This window comes from Streptomyces sp. SID13726 (genome assembly GCF_010548375.1).
Classification (GTDB): Bacteria; Actinomycetota; Actinomycetes; order Streptomycetales; family Streptomycetaceae; genus Streptomyces.
The window spans coordinates 34,014-58,995 of the sequence record NZ_JAAGLY010000032.1 but is presented as its reverse complement, the minus strand read 5'-3'; the positions used below and the strand labels follow the sequence as shown (position 1 = coordinate 58,995).

The 24,982-nt window shown below is 72.1% G+C and carries 22 protein-coding genes and 1 pseudogene; 7 read left to right on the top strand and 16 right to left on the bottom strand.

Annotated features, from left to right (window positions below; genetic code table 11):
* Positions 1-47: 47 nt before the first annotated feature.
* From G3I78_RS42695 to G3I78_RS42650, 11 genes and pseudogenes are all read right to left on the bottom strand, one after another.
* On the bottom strand, positions 48-797 hold the full coding sequence (locus tag G3I78_RS42695; RefSeq protein WP_164435106.1) for a spherulation-specific family 4 protein: 750 nt from the start codon (positions 795-797) through the stop codon (positions 48-50).
* The gene (locus tag G3I78_RS42690; RefSeq protein ID WP_164435104.1) at positions 785-1,744 is read right to left on the bottom strand and encodes an NAD-dependent epimerase/dehydratase family protein; all 960 of its coding nucleotides are present in this window, start codon (positions 1,742-1,744) and stop codon (positions 785-787) included. Before G3I78_RS42690 ends, G3I78_RS42695 begins: the two co-directional genes overlap by 13 nt.
* A gap of 172 nt (positions 1,745-1,916) precedes the next feature.
* Complete coding sequence (locus tag G3I78_RS42685) at positions 1,917-3,380, bottom strand: hypothetical protein (RefSeq protein WP_239158380.1); 1,464 nt, start codon at positions 3,378-3,380, stop codon at positions 1,917-1,919.
* Positions 3,377-5,083 (bottom strand): DUF3492 domain-containing protein, encoded by a 1,707-nt coding sequence (locus G3I78_RS42680; protein ID WP_164435102.1) that lies wholly within the window; start codon positions 5,081-5,083, stop codon positions 3,377-3,379. The genes G3I78_RS42685 and G3I78_RS42680 overlap by 4 nt, the downstream gene beginning before the upstream one ends.
* Positions 5,084-5,273: 190 nt before the next feature.
* Complete coding sequence (locus G3I78_RS42675) at positions 5,274-6,902, bottom strand: ABC transporter ATP-binding protein (protein WP_164435100.1); 1,629 nt, start codon at positions 6,900-6,902, stop codon at positions 5,274-5,276.
* Positions 6,899-7,897 carry an ABC transporter permease gene (locus tag G3I78_RS42670; RefSeq protein WP_164435099.1) on the bottom strand — a complete coding sequence of 333 codons (999 nt, stop codon included), beginning with the start codon at positions 7,895-7,897 and terminating at the stop codon, positions 6,899-6,901. Before G3I78_RS42670 ends, G3I78_RS42675 begins: the two co-directional genes overlap by 4 nt.
* A complete protein-coding gene (locus G3I78_RS42665; RefSeq protein ID WP_164435098.1) occupies positions 7,894-8,958 on the bottom strand; it encodes an ABC transporter permease in 1,065 nt (354 codons plus the stop codon). The genes G3I78_RS42670 and G3I78_RS42665 overlap by 4 nt, the downstream gene beginning before the upstream one ends.
* 4 nt (positions 8,959-8,962) lie before the next feature.
* Positions 8,963-10,681 (bottom strand): ABC transporter substrate-binding protein, encoded by a 1,719-nt coding sequence (locus tag G3I78_RS42660; protein ID WP_164435097.1) that lies wholly within the window; start codon positions 10,679-10,681, stop codon positions 8,963-8,965.
* 163 nt (positions 10,682-10,844) lie between these two features.
* Complete coding sequence (locus tag G3I78_RS53345) at positions 10,845-10,940, bottom strand: Ms4533A family Cys-rich leader peptide (protein WP_343243988.1); 96 nt, start codon at positions 10,938-10,940, stop codon at positions 10,845-10,847.
* A 57-nt stretch (positions 10,941-10,997) separates the two neighbouring features.
* Positions 10,998-12,755, bottom strand: coding sequence for a DUF3152 domain-containing protein (locus G3I78_RS42655; RefSeq protein WP_343243987.1), 1,758 nt, complete (start codon positions 12,753-12,755; stop codon positions 10,998-11,000).
* 389 nt (positions 12,756-13,144) lie between these two features.
* Positions 13,145-14,083, bottom strand: a pseudogene (locus G3I78_RS42650) (alpha/beta hydrolase); the annotation flags it as partial.
* Positions 14,084-14,285: 202 nt separating this feature from the next.
* Here G3I78_RS42650 and G3I78_RS42645 point away from each other — a divergent pair.
* From G3I78_RS42645 to G3I78_RS42630, 4 genes are all read left to right on the top strand, one after another.
* On the top strand, positions 14,286-14,504 hold the full coding sequence (locus G3I78_RS42645; protein ID WP_164435095.1) for a hypothetical protein: 219 nt from the start codon (positions 14,286-14,288) through the stop codon (positions 14,502-14,504).
* A gap of 159 nt (positions 14,505-14,663) precedes the next feature.
* Positions 14,664-15,305: a TetR/AcrR family transcriptional regulator gene (locus G3I78_RS42640; protein WP_164435094.1), complete on the top strand. Its 642-nt coding sequence runs from the start codon at positions 14,664-14,666 to the stop codon at positions 15,303-15,305.
* A gap of 221 nt (positions 15,306-15,526) precedes the next feature.
* Positions 15,527-15,754, top strand: a complete 228-nt coding sequence (locus G3I78_RS52460; RefSeq protein WP_020119766.1) for a DUF3107 domain-containing protein — start codon at positions 15,527-15,529, stop codon at positions 15,752-15,754.
* A 217-nt stretch (positions 15,755-15,971) separates the two neighbouring features.
* Positions 15,972-16,241: a hypothetical protein gene (locus G3I78_RS42630; protein WP_164435093.1), complete on the top strand. Its 270-nt coding sequence runs from the start codon at positions 15,972-15,974 to the stop codon at positions 16,239-16,241.
* A 103-nt stretch (positions 16,242-16,344) separates the two neighbouring features.
* Here G3I78_RS42630 and G3I78_RS42625 read toward each other — a convergent pair whose 3' ends face one another.
* Positions 16,345-17,082, bottom strand: a complete 738-nt coding sequence (locus G3I78_RS42625) for a ferritin-like fold-containing protein (protein ID WP_164435092.1) — start codon at positions 17,080-17,082, stop codon at positions 16,345-16,347.
* A 512-nt stretch (positions 17,083-17,594) separates the two neighbouring features.
* On the opposite strand from G3I78_RS42625, the gene G3I78_RS42620 reads away from it, so the two are divergent.
* Together G3I78_RS42620 and G3I78_RS42615 are read left to right on the top strand one after the other, a co-directional pair.
* On the top strand, positions 17,595-20,078 hold the full coding sequence (locus G3I78_RS42620; RefSeq protein ID WP_164435090.1) for a DEAD/DEAH box helicase: 2,484 nt from the start codon (positions 17,595-17,597) through the stop codon (positions 20,076-20,078).
* Positions 20,079-20,403: 325 nt separating this feature from the next.
* A complete protein-coding gene (locus G3I78_RS42615; RefSeq protein WP_164435088.1) occupies positions 20,404-21,273 on the top strand; it encodes an alpha/beta hydrolase in 870 nt (289 codons plus the stop codon).
* Between the two features lie 5 nt (positions 21,274-21,278).
* On the opposite strand, the gene G3I78_RS42610 is transcribed toward G3I78_RS42615, so the two are convergent.
* Positions 21,279-22,172, bottom strand: coding sequence for an NYN domain-containing protein (locus tag G3I78_RS42610; RefSeq protein WP_164435086.1), 894 nt, complete (start codon positions 22,170-22,172; stop codon positions 21,279-21,281).
* 195 nt (positions 22,173-22,367) lie between these two features.
* On the opposite strand from G3I78_RS42610, the gene G3I78_RS51395 reads away from it, so the two are divergent.
* Complete coding sequence (locus G3I78_RS51395; RefSeq protein ID WP_020136747.1) at positions 22,368-22,520, top strand: hypothetical protein; 153 nt, start codon at positions 22,368-22,370, stop codon at positions 22,518-22,520.
* A gap of 72 nt (positions 22,521-22,592) precedes the next feature.
* Here the strand turns inward: G3I78_RS51395 and G3I78_RS42605 are convergent, their stop codons facing one another.
* The 3 genes from G3I78_RS42605 to G3I78_RS42595 all read right to left on the bottom strand — a co-directional run bounded on the left by G3I78_RS42605 (position 22,593) and on the right by G3I78_RS42595 (position 24,845).
* Positions 22,593-23,198 carry a MarC family protein gene (locus tag G3I78_RS42605; RefSeq protein ID WP_164435083.1) on the bottom strand — a complete coding sequence of 202 codons (606 nt, stop codon included), beginning with the start codon at positions 23,196-23,198 and terminating at the stop codon, positions 22,593-22,595.
* Positions 23,199-23,246: 48 nt separating this feature from the next.
* A complete protein-coding gene (locus G3I78_RS42600; protein ID WP_164435081.1) occupies positions 23,247-24,104 on the bottom strand; it encodes a PHP domain-containing protein in 858 nt (285 codons plus the stop codon).
* Between the two features lie 99 nt (positions 24,105-24,203).
* Positions 24,204-24,845 carry a DUF6758 family protein gene (locus G3I78_RS42595; protein WP_164435079.1) on the bottom strand — a complete coding sequence of 214 codons (642 nt, stop codon included), beginning with the start codon at positions 24,843-24,845 and terminating at the stop codon, positions 24,204-24,206.
* Positions 24,846-24,982 lie beyond the last annotated feature (137 nt).

Genomic DNA, 24,982 nt, shown 5'->3' with positions numbered 1-24,982 from the left:
GGTCAATCACTACAGTTGTTCTCCCTGTAACACTGCCATGGGCTTCTTCATTCCGAGACACCCGTTCCGATCCGCGAGACGAGTTCGTCCCAGTAGCCGGGCATCGTCTCCCAGGGATCGACGCGACCGCCGCCGTCCGTGCGGTCGGTGAACCAGATCGTGGAGGCGCCCTGCCAGCGGGCGATGCGCAGCGCCTCGTCGAGGTGCGGGGCGGGCACCCCGTGGACGAAGTGGCAGAAGCGCTCGGGCGGGTAGTCGGCGGTCCACTCGGCCACCTGCGACCAGCGGTAGTCGCTCCAGGGGCCGGAGAAGGTGACCAGCTGGTCGGCGTTCTCGGCGTAGCCCGGGTAGGGGTGGGTGCCATGGCCGAGGACGATATGGGCGTCGTCACGGATCGCGCGCAAGGTGGTGACGGTGCGGCGGATCTCGGGAAGCGCGGCGCGTTCGGTCGGGCAGCGGTCCAGGAAGAAGCCGTCGACCTGGTACCAGTCGAGGTGGCGGTGCGCCTCGGAGAGCAGTTCGCCGTAGGTGCGCGCGCCGTGCACGGTGTCGAGATGGCCGAGCACGCGGATGCCCGCGTTGCGCAGCCGCCCGGCCGCTTCGAGGCAGTGCGGGTCGGGGCGGGCGCCGGGGCCGTCGGCGACGTTGAGGACGGCCCAGTGCAAGGGCGCGCCGGGGCGGGTGAGTTCGGCCCATTCGGCGGGCGCGACCAGGGGGTGGGCAAAGCCGGGGACCCCGAGGCCGGTGCGCAGTTCGAGGCTGGACGTGGTGTTCTTCGTGCTGGTCAGATGCGGCATGCCGCCTCCATCCAGATGTCGGCGAGGGACTCCTCGAGGTTGATCCGGGGGCGCCAGCCGAGCCGGTCGCGCGCGGTGCGCACGTCGGCCTGCTGCCAGCTGCCGCAGCCGTCGGGGTATGGGTACGCGAGCGGTGCCGCGTGGTCCGATTCGGTGCGGGGGTGGCCGATGGACGCCCGCAGCGGGCCGGGCGGGCCGTCGAGTTCGTGGAGCGCGCCGCCGTATCCGGCGACCCGGGCCAGGACGGCGGCGGCGTCGCGGAGGCGGACGGCGCGCCCCGAGCCGATGTTGATGACGCCCTGCGCGGCGGAGAGCGAGGCGGCGTGGACGGCGCGGGCCACGTCCCGGACGTCCACGAAGTCGCGCTGGGCGCCCAGGCCGGCGAGCTTGAGCTCACCGTCGCCGGACTGCATGGCGCGGCGCATGGCCTCGGCGAGCCGGCCGAGCGGGGAGCCCGCGGGGGTGCCGGGGCCCGCCGGTGAGAAGACGCGCAGGACGACCGCGTCCAGGCCGGAGCCGAGGACCAGCTCGGTGGCGGCGAGTTTGCTGACGCCGTACGGGCCGCCGGGGCGGGGCACCGCGTCCTCCGCGGTGGAGGAGCCGGGCTGGCTGGGGCCGTACTCCGCGCCGCAGCCGATCTGCACCAGCCGGGCCCCGCAGCCGCTGCGGCGCAGGGCCTCGCAGACGGTGGCGACGGCGACGGTGTTGTGGCGGGTGAGTTCGCGGGCGCCGCCGCGGGTGGCGCCGGCGCAGTTGATGACGACGCCCGGGTGGACCGCGTCGAGGAAGCGGGTGAGGGCACCGGGGCTGCCGGACGCGAGGTCGAAGCGGACGTCGGCGTCGTCACCGCGGCCGAGGGCGGTGAGCTGGACGGCGGGGTCGGCCAGCAGGCGGTCGGCCACGAAGCGGCCGAGGTAGCCGTTGGCTCCGATCAGCAGGACTCTCATCGGACGGCTCCCGGGGCCTGGGGGGCGGGTCGGGAGGTGGTCATGCGGGTTCTCCTTCGGGAGGGGCGGTGCGTGTGCCTCCGGCGGTGGGGCCGGGGTGCCTGCGACGGCTTGTGGGGGGGGCGGCGGACGAGTGGTCGCGGCTACGGCGGGTGCGTGGGTCGGGGCCGGGTCAGCACGGCGCCTCCGGCTGTGCGTGGGCCGAGGCCCGGGTGAGCTTGCGGAAGCCGTGCACCAGCAGGGCGAGAGCGCCGATCGCGCAGGCCAGGGTCTGGATGCCGCCTGGGCCCCAGAGGTCCACGAGGGCGTCCACCGGGGTGGCCAGGAAGCCGCACCCCGGCAGCCGGGACGCGAAGGCCGTGGACAGTGCGGTCGCCTCGGCCGTGGTGGCGGCGACGAGCACCACCGCGGGGGCGTGGGTGAAGCCGTGGGTGGTGAGGAGGCGGGCCAGGAAGAGGAGGGAGCCGAGGGCGATGACCTGGGCGTAGGGGGCCGGTTCGCCCAGGGCGGTGCCGGACAGGGCGAGGAGGGCCGTCAGGGCGCACAGGTACAGGGCGAACGCGCCGAGCAGCAGAGGGCGTACGGCGTCCGCGAAGTCCTCCAGGCCGCGGCTGACGGTCAGTTTGCGGCGGGCGCGTGCCGTGAAGAGGTGGGCGGCCCAGGCGGCCGGGGCGCAGGACAGGGTCAGCGCGAGGAGGGAGGCCGTGGCCACGGGCCAGTGGGACTGCGCGGCGCCGGTGGGCAGGGCGTCGGGGCCGCCGGTCACGGCCTCCCCGAGCAGTCCGTCGCCCAGGGCGGCGTAGGCGAGGAGCCAGTACGTCCAGCTGGAGGTGCCGGTGGTGGGGGCGTGGTCCGGGACGCCGAGCGGGCCGCGGGACAGAGCCGCGCGCACCGCCAGGGCGACGGCGAGGACGCCCACCAGCGCCGCGACCAGGCGGGACTGGCCGTCGGTGAGACGGATGCCGACGATCGTGGCGGCGCACAGGGCGCCGGGAAGGAGGGAGAGCAGCGCCCAGTCGGTCCGGGCCCGGGGCGCGGGCTCCGCTGTGGGAGTCGGTGCCGGGTCGCCGTCCCTCGGGACTCGGGCGTACATCTCCTCGGCGAGCGCGAAGACGTCCCGGTGCCGGAAGCGAACGGCGGTGCGGTCGGTGACGCCGTGGGCCTCCAGACCCGCCGCGATCTCCAGGGGGTCGACGGCCCGTTCGCACAGCTCGCGGTGCCGGTGCATCAGGGCCTTCACCGGGTCGGCGGCGGAACGGCGGCCGGGGCCGGTGGTGGGTTTGCGGCCGGTGGAGACTTCGGGGGCGCGGGGGGTGGGGGGTGACGGGGGGAGGGCGTCCGGGATGGGGGAGGTCAGGGGGGCGTACGGCTCCGGCCCCGACTCAGCGAGCGCGTCGGCGTCGTGATCGGGGTCGGCGGCATGGGCACGGGCATCGCCATCGGCACCGCCGTCGCCATCGCCATCGCCATCGAGGGCCAGTCCCTCGGCGTACCCCGCGGCTCCCGCCTCCAGCACTCCAGGGTCCTCGGCCGCACCAACCTCCAGCACCCCGGAGTCCCCGACGACCCCGGCCTTCAGCGCCCCCGGGCTCCCCGGAGTGCCGGGCCGGTCCAGTTCGCCCAGGTCGCCGCTCATCCGGCCGCTCCTTCCGTGGCGGCGAGGGGAGTTGTCGCGCGGACCGGGGGGCCCGCCGCCCAGCCGGGGCCGCCGCGGGCCACGACGCGGGTGCTGAGCTCGGTCCAGCGGCCGGGGACGTGGGCCTCGGCGGGGGCGGCGAACGGCAGGGGTTCGCCGGTGCCGTCGAGCACGACCCGGTGGACCGGGGTGTGCGAGACGATCTCCAGGTAAATGCCGTGAAATGCCGTGATGTTCTGTTCCACGGTGAACAGTTCGAGCGCCCGGGCGCGCGCGGCGGCACCCAGGCGCTCACGGCGCTCGGGGTCGCGCAGCAGCGTCACGCACGCCTCCGCGAGCGCCTTCGGGTTGCGCGGCGGCACCACGAGCCCGGTGCCGCCGATGACCTCGACGACCGCGCCGACATCGGTCGAGACCGTGGCCCGCGCGCAGAACATGGCCTCGACGAGGCTGATCGGAAAGCCCTCGACGACGCTGGACAGGACGGTGACGGCACCGGAGGCGTACGCGTCGGCAAGCGTGGGCACCTCGGGGCCGCCGATCTCCTCGAAGGAGACGGGGTTGTCGCCGACGGAGTGCAGCCCCTCCGCCTCGTCGGGGAAGAGCTGTGCGGCCAGCGCCTTGCAGTGCCCTAGGTAGGCCGCGCCCTCGGGGCCGGCGGGCGCGCCGACGATTCTCAGGCGGGTCTTGGGCTCCTCCTTGCGGATCTCCGCGAAGGCGTGGAGCAGCGAGATCAGGTCCTTGGCGGGTTCGACCCGGCCGACCCAGACCAGCGTGTCCGGGTCCACGCACTCCGCCGACTCCCCCACCTCGGTGAAGTGGGCGGCGTCCATGCCCGGGTAGACCGTGCGCAGCTTCTCGCGGTCGGCGCCGCAGCGTTCCTGCCAGCGGCGGGCGTGGGTGTTGCCGGGCGTGACGACCGCGGCGCGGGCGTAGGTCTCGGCGGCGAGCCGGCCGTGGAAGGCGGCGAGCAGGGCGCGCACGGCGGGGGTGGCCTCGGTGTCGGCCAGGTAATGCGTGCGCAGCCGTACGCCGTACTCGGTCACCAGCAAGGGCACCCCGCAGAAGTGGCGCGCGAGGAGCCCGGGAAGCGCGGCCGGGCCGCCGGAGGCCGCGTGGCACAGGTCGACCGCGCCGAGGCCGTCGTCCTCGTACCAGTCGAGCGAGAGGGGGCGCAGGGCGCGCTCCAGGTGGGTGGCCACGGCGAGCAGATCAGGTACGCGCGCCGCGCGCGCCGTCTGCCGGGCGCCGGGCGCGCGACAGGCGCGCTCCAGGGCGCGTACGGCGGTCTCGGAGCGGAGCGCTCCGACCAGCCCGCCCTCGTCGCGGGCGAGTTCGGCGAGCCCGTACAGGGCGCTGGCGAAACGGTCCGCCTCGGTGCCGGACGACTCCCCCGCGGCGTCCCCGGCCGTCCCCTCGCACAGAGCCGCCGCCAACTCGCCGTAGGACTCGGCGAACCGGCGGCGCGCGCGGCGCCCGTACACCACGCCGTCGTCCTCGGCGCTCCACAGTGGGGCCGTGATCACCCTGTTGACCTGCGGCGGCAGCTGGACCCAGCCCTCGTCCTCCTGGTGCTCGCTGCGGCTGAGCGCGTAGATGTCGAACTCGTGCTGCTCGAGCCCGCGCACGAGCCGGTCGCACCAGAGCCTGGCGTCACCGCTCACATACGGATAGCCACCCTCCGTAAGCAGTCCTATGCGCACGAGTGCACCCCCGATCTCCCGTATGAGGAGCCGCCGTTGGCCCGGCGGCTCGCAGCGGGACGAACGTATGCGGACAAGGCGGTGGCGCGACGGACGGTTGTCCATCGCGCCACCAAAAGGGGTGAACGGTCGTAACTTTCCCGTGCGGGTCGCGTTCGGTCGCGCTAAGAGATCATGCGCACACGGAACGTCAGGTCACGGCCACCGCACGGCGTTCCGCCCGGCGCCGGGCCGCCACCTGCGGATCGAGCGCCGGTACGGCGGCCAGGAGCTGCTTGGTGTACGGGTCCTGGGGGTTGTCGTACACCTCGTCGGCCGGGCCCTGTTCGACGATCCGGCCGCGCCGCATCACGGCGACCCGGTCGCTGACCTGGCGTACGACGGCGAGGTCGTGCGCGACGAAGACCAGGGCGAGCCCGAGTTCCCGCTGCAACTCGCCGAGCAGGGCGACGACCTGGGCCTGGGTGGTGACGTCGAGCGCGGAGACGGGCTCGTCGCAGACGATCACGCGCGGGTCGGCCGCGAGCGCCCGGGCGATGCCCACGCGCTGGCGCTGGCCGCCGCTGAACTCGTGCGGGTAGCGGTCGTAGTGCGCCCCTTCGAGCCCCACGCGCTCCAGGAGTTCCGTCACACGCCCCCTGATCCGCTTCTCGTCCCTCCCCCGCTCTCGGCTGCGCTCGAACGGGGCGACCCCCATGCCCCTCGCACGGAGCGGATCGGCGATCGACTCGCCCACGCTGCGGCGGGGGTTGAGGGAGGAGACCGGGTCCTGGAACACCATCTGCACGGCCGGATTCACGCCCACGCGTGTGCGTGCCTCGTCGCGGACCTCCCCCGCCGTCGGTTCGAGGAGCCCGACCAGCATCCGGCCGAGGGTCGTCTTGCCGCTGCCGCTCTCGCCGACGACACCGAGGGTCTCGCCCCGGTGGATCGTCAGCGAGACGTCGTCGACGGCCGCGAAGGCCTTCTTGCCGCGCCCGAACTCCCGCCGGAGGCCCTTGGCTTCGAGGACCACGTCACCGGACGCCCCGGAGGGGGCCCGGGGCGCGTCCACGCGCGGGACCGCGGCGAGCAGTTCGCGGGTGTACGCCTCCGCGGGCGCCCCCAGGACCGTGCCGACCGGCCCGTGCTCGACGGCCCGCCCGTGCCGCATGACGAGCACGTCGTCGACGCTCTCGGCGGCCACGCCCACGTCGTGCGTGACGAGCAGCAGCCCCATGCCGGTCTCCTGGCGCAGTGTGTGCAGCAGGTCGAGGATCTGGGCCTGGACCGTCACGTCGAGCGCGGTGGTCGGCTCGTCGGCGATCAGCAGGTCGGGCTCGCAGGCCAGCGCCATCGCGATGAGGGCGCGCTGGCGCATGCCGCCGCTGAACTCGTGCGGCCGGGACCGCGATCTGCGGGGTGCGTCCGGAATTCCAACCCGGTCCAGCACCTCGACCGCACGCGCGCGTGCCGCTCGACGCGACACACGCGTGTGCACGCGGTGCACCTCGGCGATCTGGTCGCCGATCGCGTAGTACGGGTCCAGGGACGACAGCGGGTCCTGGAAGACCATCGCCGCCTTCGCGCCCCGCAGCCGCCGCAGTTCGTCGTCCGACGCCTGCTGTACGTCCACTCCGGCCACTTCGACCGAACCGCTGACGCGCGCTCCCGTGCCCCGGTGCAGCCCGAGCAGGGCCGAGGCGACCGTGGACTTGCCGGATCCGGACTCGCCGACCAGGGCGAGGGCGGCGCCGTCGGCCAGGCTGAAGGAGAGGCCGTCGACGGCCCGCAGGTCGCCGAACTCGACCGTCAGGTCGGTGACTTGGACGAGGCTCATGCGAGCACCACCCGTCGGTCGGCCACCGCGTACAGGACGTCCGCGACGGCGTTGGCGAGCACTACGAAGAAGCCGATGACCAGGACCATCCCGACGACGACCGGGAGATCGACGACCGTGACGGCATGGACGAGTTCCTGGCCGATGCCGGGCAGGCCGAACAGCGACTCGATGAGGACGGCACCGCCGACCGCGCTGCCGAAGTCGTTGGCGTTCAGGGCGATGATCGGCGCCAGGGCCCCGCGCAGGGCGTGCCGGCCGACGATCGAGCGCTCCCCGACGCCGTAGGCGCGGAAGGTGCGGATGTGGTCCTCGGCGAGCGTCTCCAGCATCGACGCCCGGGTCAGCCGGGCGAAGTAGGCCGCCTCGCCGAGGGCGAGCGTCACCCAGGGCAGCAGCAGGCCCCAGGCCCACTGCTCGGGGTCGTCGGAGAACGAGACGTACTCCGGGAAGGGCAGCAGCTCCAGCTGTCCGCAGACCACGATCATCAGGACGAGCCCGATGACGAACACGGGTGTGGCGACACCCGCGAGGGTGATGCCGGTCAGCGCCCGCTCGGTGAACCGGCCGCGCCGCCAGGCGGACAGCACACCGGTGCCGACGCCGAGGAGCAGCCAGAGCACCATGCCGCCGATCACCAGGGACAGGCTGACGGGCAGCTTGTTCAGGATGATCTGGGTGACCTGCTGGTCGCTCTGGTACGACAGCCCGAGGCAGGGCGCCGAGCAGTGCTCCACGGAGGTGCCGGTGGAGTAGTCATGGCCTACGACGATCCCCTGGAGGAAGTGCCAGTAGCGCAGGTACAGCGGGTCGTCGAGCCGGAGTTGCTGGGCGACCTGGTGGACCTGTTCCGGCGAGCAGCGCGGGCCGCAGGTGATCTGGGCGACGTTGCCGGGGGTGGCGTAGAAGACGACGTAGATGATGACCGAGAGGGCGAGCAGGGTGAGGACGGCGCTCACGGTCCGGCGTACGGCGAATCCCGCGAAGCCGCTCATGAGGTGGCCTCCTCGCGGGTGTCGGACTCGTCGGCCGTGGCAGCGCCCGCCTCGGGCTCGCCCGCTGTGGACGCGCTCGCCTTCGCCTCCTGCTTGCGGCCGGTCCCGACGCGCAGTCGGGAGGCCGCGCGCGGGTCCAGGGCGGTGCGGACGCCGTCGCCGAGGACGGTGAGGGCGAGCACGGTCACGAAGAGCGCGGCGGCGGGCAGCAGCAGGTACTGCGGGGCCGCCTGGTACCAGACGTCGGCCGAGGAGAGCATCTGTCCCCAGGACGGCGTGGGTGGCTTCACGCCGACGCCGAGGAAGGACAGGGCCGCCTCGATGCTGATGTTCGCGGGGACCATCAGGGCGGCGTAGGTGATGACGGGTGCGGCGAGGCCGGGCAGCAGGTCGCGGCGGGCGATCCGCCAGGTGCTCCAGCCGCTGAGCCGGGCGGCGGCCACGTAGTCGAGTTCCTTGAGGGTGAGGGTCTGGGCGCGCGCGATCTTGCCGATGGTGCCCCAGGCGACGAAGCCGATGATGAGCGCGACCAGGATCGGCCTCGGGAAGTCGGCGGGCACGATGGCCAGCAGTGCCAACGCCATGATCATCAACGGCATCGCCACGATGATGTCGGTGATCCGGCTCAACAGTTGATCAACCCATCGGTTGCCGAGCGCGGCGGCGACGCCGACGACGACACCGAGGAACACCTGTACGGCGGTGGCGCCCAGCGCGACGCCCAGGGAGACCCGGGCGCCGTACACCAGGCGGGCGAACAGGTCGCGCCCGGTCTGCGGTTCGACGCCGAGCCAGTGGTCGCCGCTGACGCCGCCGAAGGATCCGACGGGCACACCGCCGCGCGCGGAGTCCACGAGGGAGGGGTGGTAGGTGGTGGGGTCCTGGCCCTCCAGCGCGGTGAGCAGGGGCGCGGCGAGCGCGACCAGGACGAGCAGCGCCACGACGGCCGCCGCGACCATGGCGGCGCGCTGCGCCCGCAGCCGCCGCCAGAACTGACGAGCCCCCGAGGCCCCCGGGGCGGCTGCCTCGGGGACCTCGGTGGCGACAAGTGCCTCGCTCATCGGGTTACTTGACCGCGACCTGCGAGATGTCCAGGACGCCGGTCCAGTCGCTGATCACGACGTTCCTGATGTCCTTGCCGACCAGTCGCTTGTAGACGGGGTGGAACAGCGGCACGGTCAGCGCCTGCTCACCGATCTTCTTGTCCAGCGCGCCCCACCTCTTGGCGGCAGCGTCAAGATCCGTCAACTTGTTGATCGCGTCAATCTCGGCATTGACCGACTTGTCATTGAGCAGGCCCGAGTTGAAGTTCGCGCCGTCCTTGACGATCTGCCGGCCGTCGAAGATCGGGGCGAGGAAGGGACCGCCGGAGGGCCAGTCGGCACCCCACGCGGAGAGGAAGAAGCCCGGCTCCGTCTTCACGTTGTGGATCGTGTCGGAGTAGTTGTTGTCCTCCAGGCCCTGGAGCTTGACCGTGATGCCGGCCTTCTTGAGCGCGTCCTGGATCGCGGTCGCGATCTCGGGGCTGGTCCTGAAGTTCTGGGCGTTGTCGTGGGTCAGCGTGACGGTGAGACCGCTCGGGTAACCGGCCTCCTTGAGCAGTTCCTTGGCCTTGGCCGCGTTGCCGGTCGCGCCCGCCGGGAAGTGGTCGTAGGGCTCGTAGCCGAAGGACTTCTGGTTGGGCAGGAAGGTGGTGGCGGCCTCGGCCAGCGCGGAACCGCCCGCCGCGTTCACCACCGAGGAACGGTCGATGGCGTACGAGATCGCCTGCCGTACCTTGACGTTGTTGAACGGCTTGACCGTCGGGTTGAACGCTATGTAGTTCGTGTAGCCGAAGTGCCCGGTGCCGACGCGGGCGGCGAGGTCCTTGTCGCCGGTCACCTTGGCAAGTTCGGCCGGGCCGAGGTTGGTGTCCGTGGTGACCGCGGCCGCGTCGGTGCCCTGGGACGCGGACAGCCGCTGGTTGATCACCGAGGAGTCGAGGCCCGACTTGACCTCGATCCGGTCCGGGTACGCCTTGCGCTCGGCGTCGGTCGTGGCGGACCAGTAGGTGTTGCGCTCAAGGGTGACGGTCTCACCGTCGTTCTCGTTCTTGACGACCTTGTAGGGGCCCGACGAGACCGGGTGCTCCTCGTACTTGGTTCCGGTGTCCTTGGCCTTCGGCACGGGCGTGAACTGCGTCTGCGTGGCGAGGAACGGGAACTCGCCCTCGGGCTTGTTCAGGTGGAAGACGATGGTGCGCTCGTCCGGCGTCTCGATGGCCGACAGGCCCTTCTTGTCCTTGTACGGCCCCTGGTAGTCGGCCGCGCCGACCAGCCAGTCCCGCAGGTAGGGCGCCCCGCCGGACAGCTCGGGCGCGAAGGAGCGCTCGATGCCGTACTTGATGTCGGCCGAGGTGATCGCGGTGCCGTCCTCGTACTTCAGGCCCGTCTTCAGGGTGTACGTCCACACGGTCGCGTCCTTGTTGGGGCGCCCGGTGTCGGTGGCGAGGTCGGGGACGACCTTGGCTCCGGCGGCGCCGCTCTCGCGGTTGCGGGTGGTGAGGGTGCGGAAGACGAGGGAGGGCACGTTGCCGCCGCCCGAGGTGTACAGGCGGGCCGGGTCGAAGTCCGACTGCGGGTCGGAGTTCAGGACTGTGAGGGTGCCGCCCTTGTGGGGCGTGGAGTCGCCACCGGAGCTCTTGGCATCGTTGTCCTCAGGGCCGCAGGCGGCGGCGCCCGCTGCCAGAACCAGGCTTACGGACACCGCGGCCACGCGGCGCTTCGTGAGGGACGGTTGACGCATCGGAGACGACCTCTCGAATGACTAGTCTCGAATGGCGAGACGGATTGACGAAGGGTGAGACGAAAGTGAACGGACGTCTGCCCTGGCGTCGGGTCGTCGAACAGCCGTGACCCCGGTCACGGAGAAAAGCGGGATTCGCGACGCACGCGCCTGAGGGCGGGCGTCAGCGACAGAGGATGTCGGCCACGCAGAGCGGGGTCACGCCGATGAGCGCCAGCTCGATGGCGGCGCTGTTCTCGACGACATGACTAGACCACATGAGCAGCAATATGTACGACCGAATCAACCCATGTCAATGTGACATATACGCCATCGGTCAACTCCCGGGATACGGCCAGGCGTTGGCGCGGCAGTGGATCCCGTCGTGGTCGAGGAACTTGGTCTGCTGCTGCATCACCGGGGCCAGCTCGCCGTTCTTGTCGCACGTCACATGGGAGTAGCCGAGGCGGTGGCCGACTTCATGGTTGATCAACATTTGACGGTACGCATGGATCTGATCACCGTATGTGGTTGACCCCTGCGCCCATCGATACGCATTGATCATCACTCGCTCGGTGGCGGCCGAGTCGCAGGAGACGTTGTCCTCCGTGGTGTCCAGGCCGGACTTGGCGCACCAGTCGGCCGTGGTGCCGGGGCTGGCGAGCGTGATCACGAAGTCGGGCTTGCCGGAGTAGACGCGCTCGAAGGTCCGGGCGCCGTTGTGCGCCCAGCTGCGGTCGTCGTTGAGCGTCTTCTGTACGGCCTCGGCGAACAGTTCGCCGTCGAGGCCGAGCCCCTGCTCCACGTCGACGCGGTACGTGTACTTCTGCCCCTTACCGGGCGCCTTGGCGACCCCCGGGATCGCGTCGAACTTCCCCGAGCCGTCGAGCTTGGCGCTGAGCGGGTACTTCGTGCCCATCGCCTGCTCGTACGTCAGCGTCGCCACGCTGGGCGAGGGGGACGGCGACGACTGCCCGTCCACGCCCGTGCCGGAGTCCCGGAGGTCCCGCGCCCGGTCGGTCGCGGACTGCTGAGCGCCCACGCCGTCGCCACGGCCGTCGGCGACCTGTCCGGCCACGACGACGGCGAGCACGGTGACCACGGCGGCGGCCGCGATGCCGGTGAAGGCGCGGCCCTTGCCGCCCTTGGCCGGCGGCGCGGGGTCGGCGGGGGGTGTGCCGTCGGAGCCGGTGCCGGTGTCCGGGTCCGTGCGGTCCGGCCAGTCGGTGACGGAGCCGTACCGGTCGGAGCCGTACGGGTCGGAGCCGTACGGGTCGGAGGGGTGCGCGGCGACGGACACACCCGCGCCGGAACCGGGGCCCGGCATGGAACCCCGGGGTCCGCGAGGACCTTGGGGGCTGCGGGGACCGCGGAGCCCTTGAGGACCGCCGGGAGCGAAGACGTCCGCTTCCTCGTCGGAGAACGCGTCGAGGTAGTCCTGGCGAGGCCCCCGCCCACCGGCCGACGGCGCCTGCCGCTGCCGCGGAGGAGCACCGGCCGACCCGGCGGCGGCGTACCCGCCCGGCCCCTGGCCGCTCAACTCCCCCCAGCCACCCCCGTTTTCACGCTGCTCGGGGTGCCCACCGCGCACCCGGGGGACGCCGTGGGCCGGGGTGCCATCGGGAAGCCGGGGAACACCACGCGCGGGCGTGCCATCCGGAAGCCGGGGAAACCCGTGAGCCGGGGTGCCGTCGGGGAACCGGGGAACACCACGCGCGGGCGTGCCATCCGGAAGCCGGGCGATCCCGTGAGCCGGGGTCCCGTCGGGCAAGCGGGGAAAACCTTGGGCCGGGGTCCCGTCGGGCAGCCGGGGAAACCCGTGCGCCGGCGTCCCGTCAGACAGCCTCGGGCCTCCTTGCGTGGGCGTCCGGTACCCGCCGGCGCCGACCCCCGGGGCCCCGTACTCCGGCCCCCGCGTCCCCTGCGCCGTAGCGGGAGCAGCCTGCATCCGAGCCCGGCCCGCCGCCGTTTCCGCGCCGGGACCCTTGCCCCCGCGTACTCCGTCGGCACCCGGCTGGCCCGAACCGCCGTTACTGGAACCGCCTTTGTCGGGCCCCTTCTTGGGAGCGGGCCCGCGTCGACTGTGGCGTCCCACGCCCCGCCTCAACTCCCCACGGTCGTGGCGTCGGCCTCGCCGCCGGAGGCCGTCGTGGCATCACCCCGGCCGCCGGACGCCGTGCTGGCGGCTCCACCGCCGGACGCCTTCGGCGACCCATCATGCACACCAGGGGCCCCATGAGCCCCATCAAGCCGGTCAGAAGCCTGCGTGGCGTCGCCCTCGCCGTCGGACACCACCGAGCCGCTCCCAGGTCCGGAGGACGCCCCCGCACTCCCCTCACGCCCGCCGGAGCCCACCACGGCCCCGCCCGAACCACCGGAGACCGCAGCACCCCCAGAAGAACCAGCACCCCCAGAAGAGCCAGAACCGCCGGAAGAACCAGAACCGCCGGAGGCCGCAGCACCCCCGGCCCCCACGCCCTCCCTCACCAGCCCCCGAAACGCCCCCGCCACCGTCTCCGGGTACTCCATCATCGCCACGTGCCCCGCCTCCGGCAGGGTCAGCAGGCGGGAGTCGCGGAAGGAGCGGGCCGCCTTTTGGGACATGCGGAAGCCGACGAGCTGGTCGCGGCCGCCGTAGACGAGGAGCGTGGGTGCGAGGACCCGCTCGGCCTGGCGCCACAGCGCGTGCTGACCGCCCAGCGTGTACGCGTTCACCAGCCCGCGCGCGGAACGTGTCATCGCGTCCCAGAAGTACGGCAGTTGCAGCCGCCGCTCCATCTCCTCGACGGCGTGCTGGAAGCTCTCCGGAGTCACCCGCCCGGGGTCGCCGTAGCAGAGGGCCGTGACCCCGCGGACCCGCTGCTCGGCGGTCCAGTCCTTGCTGTAGCGGGTGAACAGGCCGGCCACGCCCGGCAGCGCGAGCAGTCCCGTGGGCACGGCGGTGCGCTGGACGCGGATCTCCGGGAGGGCCGGCGAGACGAGCGTGAGCGTGCGCACCAGGTCGGGCCGGACCGCCGCGACGCGCGTGGACACCGCGCCGCCGAGGGAGTTGCCGAAGAGGTGCACGGGGCCGCGGCCGAACGCGTCGAGAAAACGGATCACCGCGCGCGCGTGCCCGGTGATCGAGTAGTCGCCGTCGTCCGGCGGCGGGGAGTCGCCGAAGCCCGGCAGATCGACGGCCTCGCCGTCGACGTCGCCCTCCAGCTCCTCCATGAGCGCCGACCAGTTCTGCGATGAGCCGCCGAGGCCGTGGACGAAGAGCGCGGGCGGCAGGCCCTCACGCGCGGGGGGTCTCGAACGCACCGTCAGAGTGATCCCCGGCAGCCCCACCGACCTCAGCCGCTCACCCTCGCCGACCCTGACGGGTGCCACCTTCGGCAGCACGTTGGCGGGCGGCACGAAGGGCAGCTCGGTCGAAGACATGCGGCAATGTTACGAGACGATCACGCACTGGTTCATGTGTTCGCCGTCACAGGGCACACGTACGAGCCTTGCACCGCAAGGCCCGCACCGCGAGCAGGCACATCACATGGCGCCCGGATCGCGTGTCTCCTAGGCTCGTACGCAGGGCACCCGCATGTGGCCCCCTGTGTACATCAGGGACGTTCTAGGAAGGGAGCCCGCCATGGCCTACGACCCCACCGAACCCGAGTCCTTCCAGGAGGAGGACGACGCGGCCGAGCTCGACGTCGAGGCTCCCGAGGTCGACGCGGCCGAACAGCACACCGACCTCACGCCGGACCGCGACGACCCCCTGACCGGTGTCGACGCCGACCGGGCCAGCGAGGCCGACCTCATCGAGCAGGCCAGGGTCGTCTCGATCGACGAGGACGACTATCGGTGACGTCCCGGGCCGGGTGGCGCATCCCGTTTGAAACCTATGAATGGTTTTCGTCACCGTCCGGTCCGTGAAATTCTGCGTTCGCACCGCGCACAGCAGGGTTACCGAAAAGTACGATGGCGGCGCGGCGCACACCGCATGTGGACGACATTGGGAGGCGGCGTGACAGCCATCGAGCAGACAGAGGCGGCACGCCCGAGGGGAACGCGCCTGCCGCGCCGTGCCCGACGGAACCAGCTGCTGGGTGCCGCACAGGAAGTCTTCGTGGCACAGGGCTACCACGCGGCCGCGATGGACGACATCGCCGAGCGCGCCGGCGTCAGCAAGCCGGTGCTCTACCAGCACTTCCCGGGCAAGCTCGACCTCTATCTCGCACTGCTCGACCAGCACTGCGAGTCCCTCATCCAGGCGGTGCGCACCGCGCTCGCGTCGACGACCGACAACAAGCAGCGCGTCCGGGCGACCATGGACGCCTACTTCGCGTACGTCGAGGACGACGGCGGCGCCTTCCGGCTGGTCTTCGAGTCGGACCTGACGAACGAACCCGCGGTGCGCGAGCGCGTCGACAAGGTCACCAACGAGTGCGCCGAGGCGATCTGCGAGGTCATCGCGGAGGACACCGGCCTCTCGCGCGCGGAGTCGATGCTGCTGGCCTCGGGCCTCGGCGGTCTCGCCCAGGTGGTGGCCCGCTCCTGGCTGCACAGCGACCGCAGCGTCCCGCGCGACCAGGCGGTCCAGCTGCTGACGTCCCTTGCGTGGCGCGGCATCGCGGGCTTCCCGATGCACGGCACCGACCACCACTGAGCACCATCCCGCACACCGCCGGGCGCACCCCCGCGAACACCGCGGGCGCACCACTCGGCCCACCACTCGACCCGCACGCACGCGTGCGGGTCGTTTGTTCCCGCCCGCTGTTCGCTGTTGGCGTTCTTGCGCGGAGCGTGTACGTCCCCTCACCGGGCTAATGTGTGCTGGGTACGGCGCGGAAGGTCGCGCACTTCACTGACCGTCGGAGGGACATAGCCGTGGAGGTCAAGATCGGCGTGCAGCACGCGCCCCGCGAGATCGTTCTGGAGAGCGGTCAGAGCGCCGAGGAGGTCGAGCGCGCGGTGGCGGAGGCGCTGGCCGGCAAGTCTCAGCTGCTGAGCCTCGTGGACGAGCACGGCCGCAAGGTCCTCGTCCCTGCCGACCGTCTCGCGTACGTCGAGCTCGGTGAGCCGGCCCCGCGCAAGGTGGGCTTCGGCGCGCTGTAGTCGGACAGACGAGGAGGGGCCCGGCGACCGCGAGTCGCCGGGCCCCTCCTCGTTCCTGCGGCGGAAGGCCGACGGGATCCCGGCGGGAATTCTCCCTCCACATGTGGAGTCCGCATATGGAGCACGGGTCGTCCACGGAGGAGGATTGCATTCCGCAGGTCACGGGTATGACGGGCTACGACCGTGATGCGCAGTGTGGCCGTGTGGGAGGGACCCCATGTTGTTGATCGAAGCACTCGGCTCCGCATTGCTCGGCCTCGTACTGGCCGGCCTGGCGGCACACCGCCTGGCCCACCGTCTCCCGACCCGCTCCCTGGTCCTCGCGACGGGCACGGCGGGAGCCCTTTTCGGCGCCTTCGTCACCCACACCGCCCTGGACCCGGGCAACGTCCTGCTGATCCTCCTGGGCGCGGCAGTGGTCTCGGTGGCGTCCCTGTCCCTGCTGCTGCGCCCGAACGGCAGACTCAGCCGCTCAGCACCGGCGTAGACGGCACCGGCACCGGCACCCGCCCAGAGGCGCGGGGAACTGCGCGACCAGCCACAATGGACGCGCAGTCGCCGGCGAAGCACAGCCCCCGAGCTGTCAGGCGCTACGCAGCCAACCCCAACGCGGCCATCCGCTTGGTGTGCGCCTCCGTGATCCGCGAGAACATCCGCCCCACCTCGGCGAGATCGAACCCGTCGGCCACCCCGCCCACCAGCATGGTCGACAGCGCGTCCCGGTCGGCCACGACCCGCTGGGACTGCGACAGCGCCTCCCCCATCAACCGCCGTGCCCACAGCGCGAGTCGGCCCCCGACCCGCGGCTCCGCGTCGATCGCCGCCCGCACCTTCTCCACCGCGAACTCCGCGTGCCCGGTGTCGTCGAGAACGGCCAGCACCAGCTCACGCGTGTCCGTGTCGAGCCGGGCCGCGACCTCCCGGTAGAAGTCACTGGCGATCGAGTCGCCGACGTACGCCTTGACGAGCCCCTCCAGCCAGTCCGACGGAGCCGTCTGCCGGTGGAAGCCGTCCAGCGCCGCGACGAACGGCTCCATGGCGAGCGTCGGCTCCTCGCCGATCCCGGCCAGCCGGTCGCGCAGCTTCTCGTAGTGGTGGAACTCGGCCGACGCCATCTTCGCCAGCTCCGCCTTGTCCGCCAGCGTCGGCGCCAGCTTCGCGTCCTCCGCGAGCCGTTCGAAGGCCGCGAGCTCGCCGTAGGCGAGGGCACCGAGGAGGTCGACGACCGCGGCCCGGTACTGGGGCTCCGCGGAAGCCTGGTCCCAGTTCTGGGCGGCCACTCCGGTGGGCTCGGCGGGTGCGTCAGAGGTGTTGTCAGGCGTCGTCATGAAGCGCACAATAGTCCGCTCGCCGAGCCACGGAAGTCCCTGGTCAATCAGTGTGACGACGACTACGTGACCAAATCGGCCATCGCATGTGCGCGAATCCGGGGTATGGTGGTAATGCGCCTGCTGGTACGACAGTCCTTCATGAGTGCGCCATTTCATGAGTGCGCCGTATCTCGACAGGCCGCACGTATGAGGATGCCCGGTCGGTGGCCCGATCGGCTCCGACCCGACAGCCCTCCTCGCCCGTACGGCACAGTGCGTACGAAGTTCGGAGGGGGACCCTCAGCGGTACGAGCGCTAGAGCGTCGGCAGTGGTCCCGTGCCATTACGGCTTGCCCGTAAGGCAGCCGATGTCCCCAGCACGGTTGAAGACGACCCCCGCGCTCGCCTCGCACCGCGCACACAGAAGAGGCAGCACCCTGACTACGACTTTTCGAGAGCTCGGGATTCTTCCCGAGACCGCCGAAGCCCTTGAAGCCGTCGGCATCATCAACCCCTTCCCCATCCAGGAGATGACGCTCCCGGTCGCTCTCTCGGGCACCGACGTCATCGGCCAGGCCAAGACCGGCACCGGCAAGACGCTGGGCTTCGGTCTCCCGCTCCTGGAGCGCGTCACCGTCCCGGCCGACGTCGAGGCCGGCCGCGCCAAGCCCGAGGCCCTCACCGACGCCCCGCAGGCGCTCGTCGTCGTCCCCACGCGCGAGCTGTGCACCCAGGTCACCAACGACCTGCTGACCGCGGGCAAGGTGCGCAACGTACGCGTTCTGGCCATCTACGGCGGCCGCGCCTACGAGCCCCAGGTCGAGGCCCTCAAGAAGGGCATCGACGTCGTCGTCGGCACCCCGGGCCGACTGCTGGACCTCGCGGGCCAGAAGAAGCTCAACCTCGGCCACATCAAGGCGCTCGTCCTCGACGAGGCCGACGAGATGCTCGACCTGGGCTTCCTGCCCGACGTCGAGAAGATCATCAACCTGCTGCCGGCCCGCCGCCAGACCATGCTGTTCTCGGCGACCATGCCGGGCGCGGTCATCGGTCTCGCGCGCCGCTACATGTCGCAGCCCACGCACATCCGCGCCACCGCGCCGGACGACGAGGGCAAGACGGTCGCGAACACCGCGCAGTTCGTCTACCGCGCGCACAACATGGACAAGCCCGAGATGGTCGCGCGGATACTGCAGTCCGAGGGCCGGGGACTGGCCATGGTCTTCTGCCGCACCAAGCGCACCGCGGCCGACCTCGCCGACCAGCTCAAGCAGCGCGGCTTCGCGGCCGGCGCGGTCCACGGCGACCTCGGCCAGGGCGCCCGCGAGCAGGCCCTGCGCGCCTTCCGCAACGGCAAGGTCGACGTCCTCGTCTGCACCGACGTCGCCGCGCGCGGTATCGACGTCGAGGGCGTGACCCACGTCGTCAACTACCAGTCCCCCGAGGAAGAGAAGACGTACCTGCACCGCATCGGCCGCACCGGCCGCGCGGGTGCCAAGGGCATCGCGATCACCCTCGTCGACTGGGACGACATCCCGCGCTGGCAGCTGATCAACAAGGCGCTGGAGCTCAACTTCAACGACCCGCCGGAGACGTACTCCACCTCCCCGCACTTCTACGAGGAGCTGAACATCCCCGCGGGCACCAAGGGTGTCCTGCCGCGGGCCGAGCGCACCCGTGCGGGCCTCGACGCGGAGGAGCTGGAGGACCTGGGCGAGCCGGGCGGACGCGGTGCGCGTGGCCGCGGCGACCGGGACCGGGGTCGCGGGCGTGGCGGCCGGGACGAGTCCCGCTCCGCCGAGCGCGAGCGTTCGGACCGTACGCCGCGTCGCCGCCGCCGTACCCGTGGCGGAACCCCGCTGGACGCGACGGCCCCGGCCGAGGCGGTCACCCCTTCGGAGACCGCCGCCGAGGACACCGCGTCCCGCACCCCGCGCCGTCGTCGCCGCACCCGTGGCGGAGCGGCCGACTCGGCGCCGGTCACGGCGACCGCGGCAGCGGCACCGGTCGAGCCGGCCACCGCGTCGGAGGCCGCGCAGTCCGCCATCACGACGGCGGAGGGCCCGGCCCTCGACACCGAGGCCCCGGCCAAGCCGCGCCGCCGCCGTACCCGCAAGGCCGCGGAGACGCCGGCCGCGGTCGAGACGGTCGTGGAGGCCGCTCCGGTCACCGAGGCTCCGGCCGAGGCAGAGGCTCCGGTCACCAAGCCGCGCCGTACCCGCAAGACGGCGGCGACCAAGGCGGCCGAGACCGCCGTCGACACCGCTGAGGCTGCGGAGGCCAAGCCCCGTCGCCGTACCCGCAAGGCCGCCGAGCCTGCCGAGTCCGCCGTGACCGCGGTGGAGACGACGGAGGTCGCGGAGGTCGCCGAGGCCAAGCCGCGCCGCACCCGGAAGACGGCAGCCGCCGCGGCGACCGCCGCCGAGACCGCCGTGGACACCGCGGAGGGAACGGCCACCAAGCCGCGCCGCACCCGCAAGGCCACCACCGCCCCGGCGGAGACGGCCACCGACACGGCCGAGGTCGTCGAGACCAAGCCCCGGCGCACCCGCAAGGCCGCCGCCGCTACGTCCACGACCGCCGCCGAGGCCGTCGTGGAGACCGTTGAGGCCACCGAGGTCAAGCCGCGCCGTACGCGCAAGACGGCGGCGACCAAGGCGGCCGAGGTCGCCGTGGACACCGCCGAGGCTGCTGAGGCCAAGCCCCGCCGCCGCAGCACCCGCAAGGCCGCCGAGCCCGTGGTGACCGCCGAGATCCCGGTCCAGGCGGTTCCGTCGGCCCAGGAGCCGGAGGCCGCCGAGGTCAAGCCGCGCCGTACCCGCAAGACCGCGGCGACGAAGGCCGCCGAGACCGCCGTGGACACCGCGGAGGGCACGGCCACCAAGCCGCGCCGCACCCGCAAGGCCACCACCACGGCGGCGGAGACGGCGGAGGTCGCCGAGGCCAAGCCCCGGCGCACCCGGAAGACGGCAGCCGCCGCGGCGACCGCCGAGATCCCGGCCCAGTCCGACTAGGAGCCGAAGGCGGCCGCCCCGCGCCGCCGGACCCGCAAGACGGCCGCCGCGGAGCCCGCGGAGAGCTGATCCCACACCCGAACGGCCCGGTCCCCGCACAGGGACCGGGCCGTCGGCGTTCCCGGCACCGGACACCGGACACCGGAACCACCGGCTCGTCTCACGCCGACCGCATCCGCCAGCCTCACGCCGCCCGCATCCGCCAAGGGGCGCGGCACACCGCCGACGCGAGCGCGACCAGCCACAACGCACCCGCGACCGCCGGACACCACCCCGTCCCACCCCCTGCCGCGCCACCCCGTACCACCGCGGATACCCTCACCCCGTGAGCACCCGAGCCGTCTTCCCCCCGCCCCCCGGCGCCCGCGCCTACCCCCTCCGCACCGCCCGCGGTGACTTCGCGGTGGTGGACTCGGCCGTGCCGACCGGTGTCGCCGAGAAGGGCACCGCCCTGTTGCTGCCCGGCTTCACGGGGAGCAAGGAGGACTTCACGCTGCTGCACGAGCCGTTGACGGCCCGTGGGTACCGGGTCGTGGCCGTGGACGGGCGTGGGCAGTTCGAGTCGGACGGGCCGGAGAGCGACGAATCCGCCTACGCGCGGCCCGAGTTGGCCCAGGACGTGCTCGCGCAGGCCGCCGCTCTGGACGGCCCCGTGCATCTCGTCGGGCACTCCCTCGGCGGCCAGATCGCGCGCGCGGCCGTACTCCTGGACCACTCCCCCTTCCTGTCGTTCACCCTCGTCTCCTCGGGCCCGGCGCAGATCTCCGACTCCCAGCAGCAGCGCGTGAAACTGCTGCGGGACGCGCTGGAAGTGATGACGATGGCCGAGGTGTGGGACGCGATCCTGGCCATGGGTCCTCCGGAGGAGGTCGGCGGCCCCGCGAAGGGCATCGGGGACATCGAGCAGCTCCGCCGCCGCTGGCTCGGCAACAAGCCCGCCCAACTCCTCGCCACGGGCCGCCAGTTGTGCGCGGAACCGGACCGGGTCGCCGAACTCGCCGCCGTCCCGCTGCCGTTCCACGTCCTGTCCGGCTCCCAGGACGACACCTGGCCGGTGAATCTCCTCGACGACATGGCCCTACGACTGCACGCGCGCCGTACGGTCGTCCCCGGCGCCGACCACTCCCCCAACACCGACCGCCCCGAGCCCACGGCCCGGGCCCTGGCCGACTTCTGGGACACCGTCGTCCCGTAGAGCGTCTAGTACTGCCCCTGCAAGTGCTCCCAGAACCCGTCCCGCAGCGCCCGCCGCAGGTCCGACTGGCCGCGCAGGGAGTACTGGAGCAGCCCCTCCGCCTCCACCAGCAGGTCCTGGTCCACCGAGCCGGGCAGGTACGGGTGGCCCGGGAGCAGTTCCTGGAGGGCCGCCCGGCCCCGCTCGGCGAGCCACTTCGCGGCGATCTGCGCGCCCACGAAACGGACGGCGTCGCGGGTGGGCCGGGTGGCGCCGGCCTCGTAGGCGACAGCGGTCCGCCGGGCGACGTACGGCTTGAAGAAGTCGAGGTCGAGGGTGCGCTGGCTGTCGACCTCCCACAGGAGCGGCTCGGCCTGGTTGCGGCCCTCCGGCGCCTCGATGCCCCAGAGGTGCACGCGGGCGCCGTACCCCTGGGCCGCCTCGACCGCCGAGACCAGGTCCTCGTCCCCGCCGAGGAGGGCCGCGTCGCTGATGGCGCGGTGGCGGGCCAGGGACTCCAGGTCGGTGCGGATGAGCGAATCGACGCCCTTCTGCTGGTTGTTGGCGTTGAGATTGCCCAACCGGACCTTGACGTCCGGGAGTTCGGCGATGGACTGCTGCTCGGCGGTGTGGATACGGCGTCTCGCGCCGTCGTACCAGTAGACGCGCAGCAGTCTGCTGTCCGCGAAGATGGTGCGGGCCCGGTCGATGAGGGCCTCGATCAGCCCCTCGGCGTCGAGGTCGAAGGCGCGTCGGTCCTCGGTGCCGGCGACGAGTCGCCCCGCGGCCGCGTAGAGGTACCCCGCGTCGACGAAGATCGCATGCGTCGAGGGCGTCTTCGCCACCTCGGCGAGCATGCGCTGGAGCAGCTCGTTCGTGCGGTCGATGCGGGCGCTCAGCGGCGCCAGGTCGTCGTTCATCGCCTCCATTGTCCCGGCGGTCACGCTGCGAACACAACCGGTCCCAAGGAGTCTCCGAAGACTCACTTACCGGTCAGTAGTTAGTCGTTCGAAAAATTTCTTTAGCGTAGGGAATGTTTGTAACACGCACCCCGTTGACTACCTACGTACGCAGCAATTCTCCGCAGGAGGATGACCAGACGAAGGGAGAAGCCTGTGCGCTTCGAAATCATGCGACTCGACGACGTCGACGGCACGCCCGTGGACAGCACCGTCGTGGACGCCGCCTCCGTCAACCGGATCGTTCAGCAGGCCGCCGCCATCGGGCAGCGGCTGTGGATCCGTCCGGCCGACACCACGGCCTCATAACACCCACCACTGACGACTCGCACGCGGATCACCGCGAAGGCTTCAGGGCCCCGGTCTCGGACCGGGGCCCTTTCAGCTTGCCCGGATCACCTGGGTGACACCGTTGATGATCTGCTGCACGGCGATCGCGGAGAGCATCATGCCCGCGAGCCGCGTCACCAGCACGACCCCGCCGTCCTTGATGACCCGGATGATCAGCAGCGAGTACCGCATCACCAGCCACAGCACGACATGGATGGCGAGGATCGCGCACCACACCGAGACCTGCGTGGCCACGCTGTGGGCCTTCTGCACGGCGAGGATGACGGAGACGATCGCACCGGGACCGGCCAGCAGCGGCATACCCAGCGGTACGAGCGCCACGTTGACATCCTTGGTCTGCTTCGGCTCGTCGGTCTTGCCGGTGAGCAGGTCGAGCGCGATCAGCAGGAGCAGCAGCCCGCCCGCGATCATCAGCGCGGGCACGGAGACGTGCAGGTAGTCGAGGATCTGGTGGCCCAGGAGCCCGAAGACGGTGATGACACCGCCCGCCACGCAGACGGCCTGGAAGGCCATCCGCTTCTGCACCTTGCCGGGCCGGCCGGCGGTCAGGGCGAGGAAGATCGGCGTGATCCCGGGCGGGTCCATGATCACGAACAGGGTGAGGAAGAGCGAGCCGAAGACGGCGACGTCGAACATGATGGCCTTGCGGGAGAAGAGGGGTGAACGAGGAGGCTGGGGTCGGCCTCAGGCTCCGCCGGTCCCCGGCACCGGGAACGCGCCCGTCGCCCGGCGCGTGATCTCGCCGTACACCTCGGGGTCGGTCGTGTACTCGCCGAGCGTGACCGTCTTGCGGCTGCCGTGGTAGTCGCTGGACCCGGTGACGAGCAGTCCCAGGTCCGCGGCGAGCCCGCGCAGCCGTACGCGCGTCTCCTCGTCGTGGTCCATGTGGTCGACCTCGATGCCGTCGAGCCCGGCGGCGGCCATCTCGGCGATCGCGGACTCCGGGACGGTGCGACCGCGCTTGCTGGCGCCCGGGTGGGCGAAGACGGTGACCCCGCCGGCGCCCTTGACCAGCCGGATCGCCTCGAAGGGGTCGGTCTCGTGCTTGGCCACGTGGGCGCGTCCGCCGTCGGCGAGCCAGTCGGTGGTGAAGGCGTCGTTCACGCTCGGCACGACCCCGAGCTCGACGAGCGCGGTGGCGACATGCGGCCGCCCGACCGACCCGTCCCCGGCGATCCGCGCCACCTGCTCCCAGGTCACCGGCGCGCCCAGCTCCTGGAGCCTGGCGACCATGGCCCGCGCCCGCGGCACCCGGTCGTCCCGCACGAGTTCCCGCTCGGCGAGCAACTCGGGCTCCTCGGGATCGAAGAGGTAGGCCAGCATGTGCATGGACACCCCGTCGATACGGCAGGACAGCTCGGCCCCGGTGACGAGGGTCAGCCCGGCGGGCAGCCGGGCGACGGCCTCGGCGTGCCCACGGGTCGTGTCGTGGTCGGTCAGCGCGACGACGTCGAGCCCGGCCGCGGCGGCGTTGCGGACCAGCTCGGCGGGGGTGTCGGTTCCGTCGGAGGCGGTGGAGTGGGTGTGCAGGTCGATACGCACGCGGACTCCAGACACGGACGGAACGGATGAGGACGCTCAAGGATAACCGGATTTTCCGGCTCCCCTGTCACACCCGCAGCGGGGATACAACCCCTACAGTCAGGGTTTCAGCAGGCGCGGCGACAGCGCCCCGCAGGGCACCAGCTCCACTTCCGCCCCCGCGTCCCGCAGGTCCGTCAGCACCAGCTCGTCGTACATCAGCAGCCCGGACTGCTCGGGCCACACCACGGCCCACAGCCACAGCCCGAGCGCCTCCCCGGCGAAGACCGCCCGGTCGTCCGGCGCCCCCGCGACATGCCACAACGGCGTGGGCCGACCCGCGGCCAGCACCTTCGCCTGCGGCGGCTTCTCCACGCTCATGAACGGCCCCGGGTCCGGCCCGTCGATCCCCGCGTAGCGCGCCCCGAGCCCGACCCCGAGCTCCTCGGCCACGAGAATCAGCTCGCCGACACCGCCGAGCGGCCCGGGTCCCGTGCACGCCACGGCCGTGGCGCGACCGCCGCTGCGGTCGTCACCCGCGCAGGCCACGCCCGTGAACAGCCAGCCGACCGGCAGCGGCCACGGCATCCACACCGGTACCTGCGTGCGATGCACCACGACACCGAGGGCCTCGACGCTGGGCGGGATCACGGGCTGGAGCGGATGCACCGTCCCGTGCACATCGCACTGCCAGGTATCGGCGAAGAGTCCGGGAGCCCTGACCCGGCCACCACACTTCGGGCAACTGGGTTCGCCCCTCATAGGGCCCCACGGTCCTACCCTCGCTCCCCCACGTCAAGGACGATCACCCGTCCGGACGGAAGCGGTTCAGGACGGGCACAGGCCGGCCCCATCAGGCACAACTAGATGTAGCTTGCATTAATTAGCTGACCTAACTT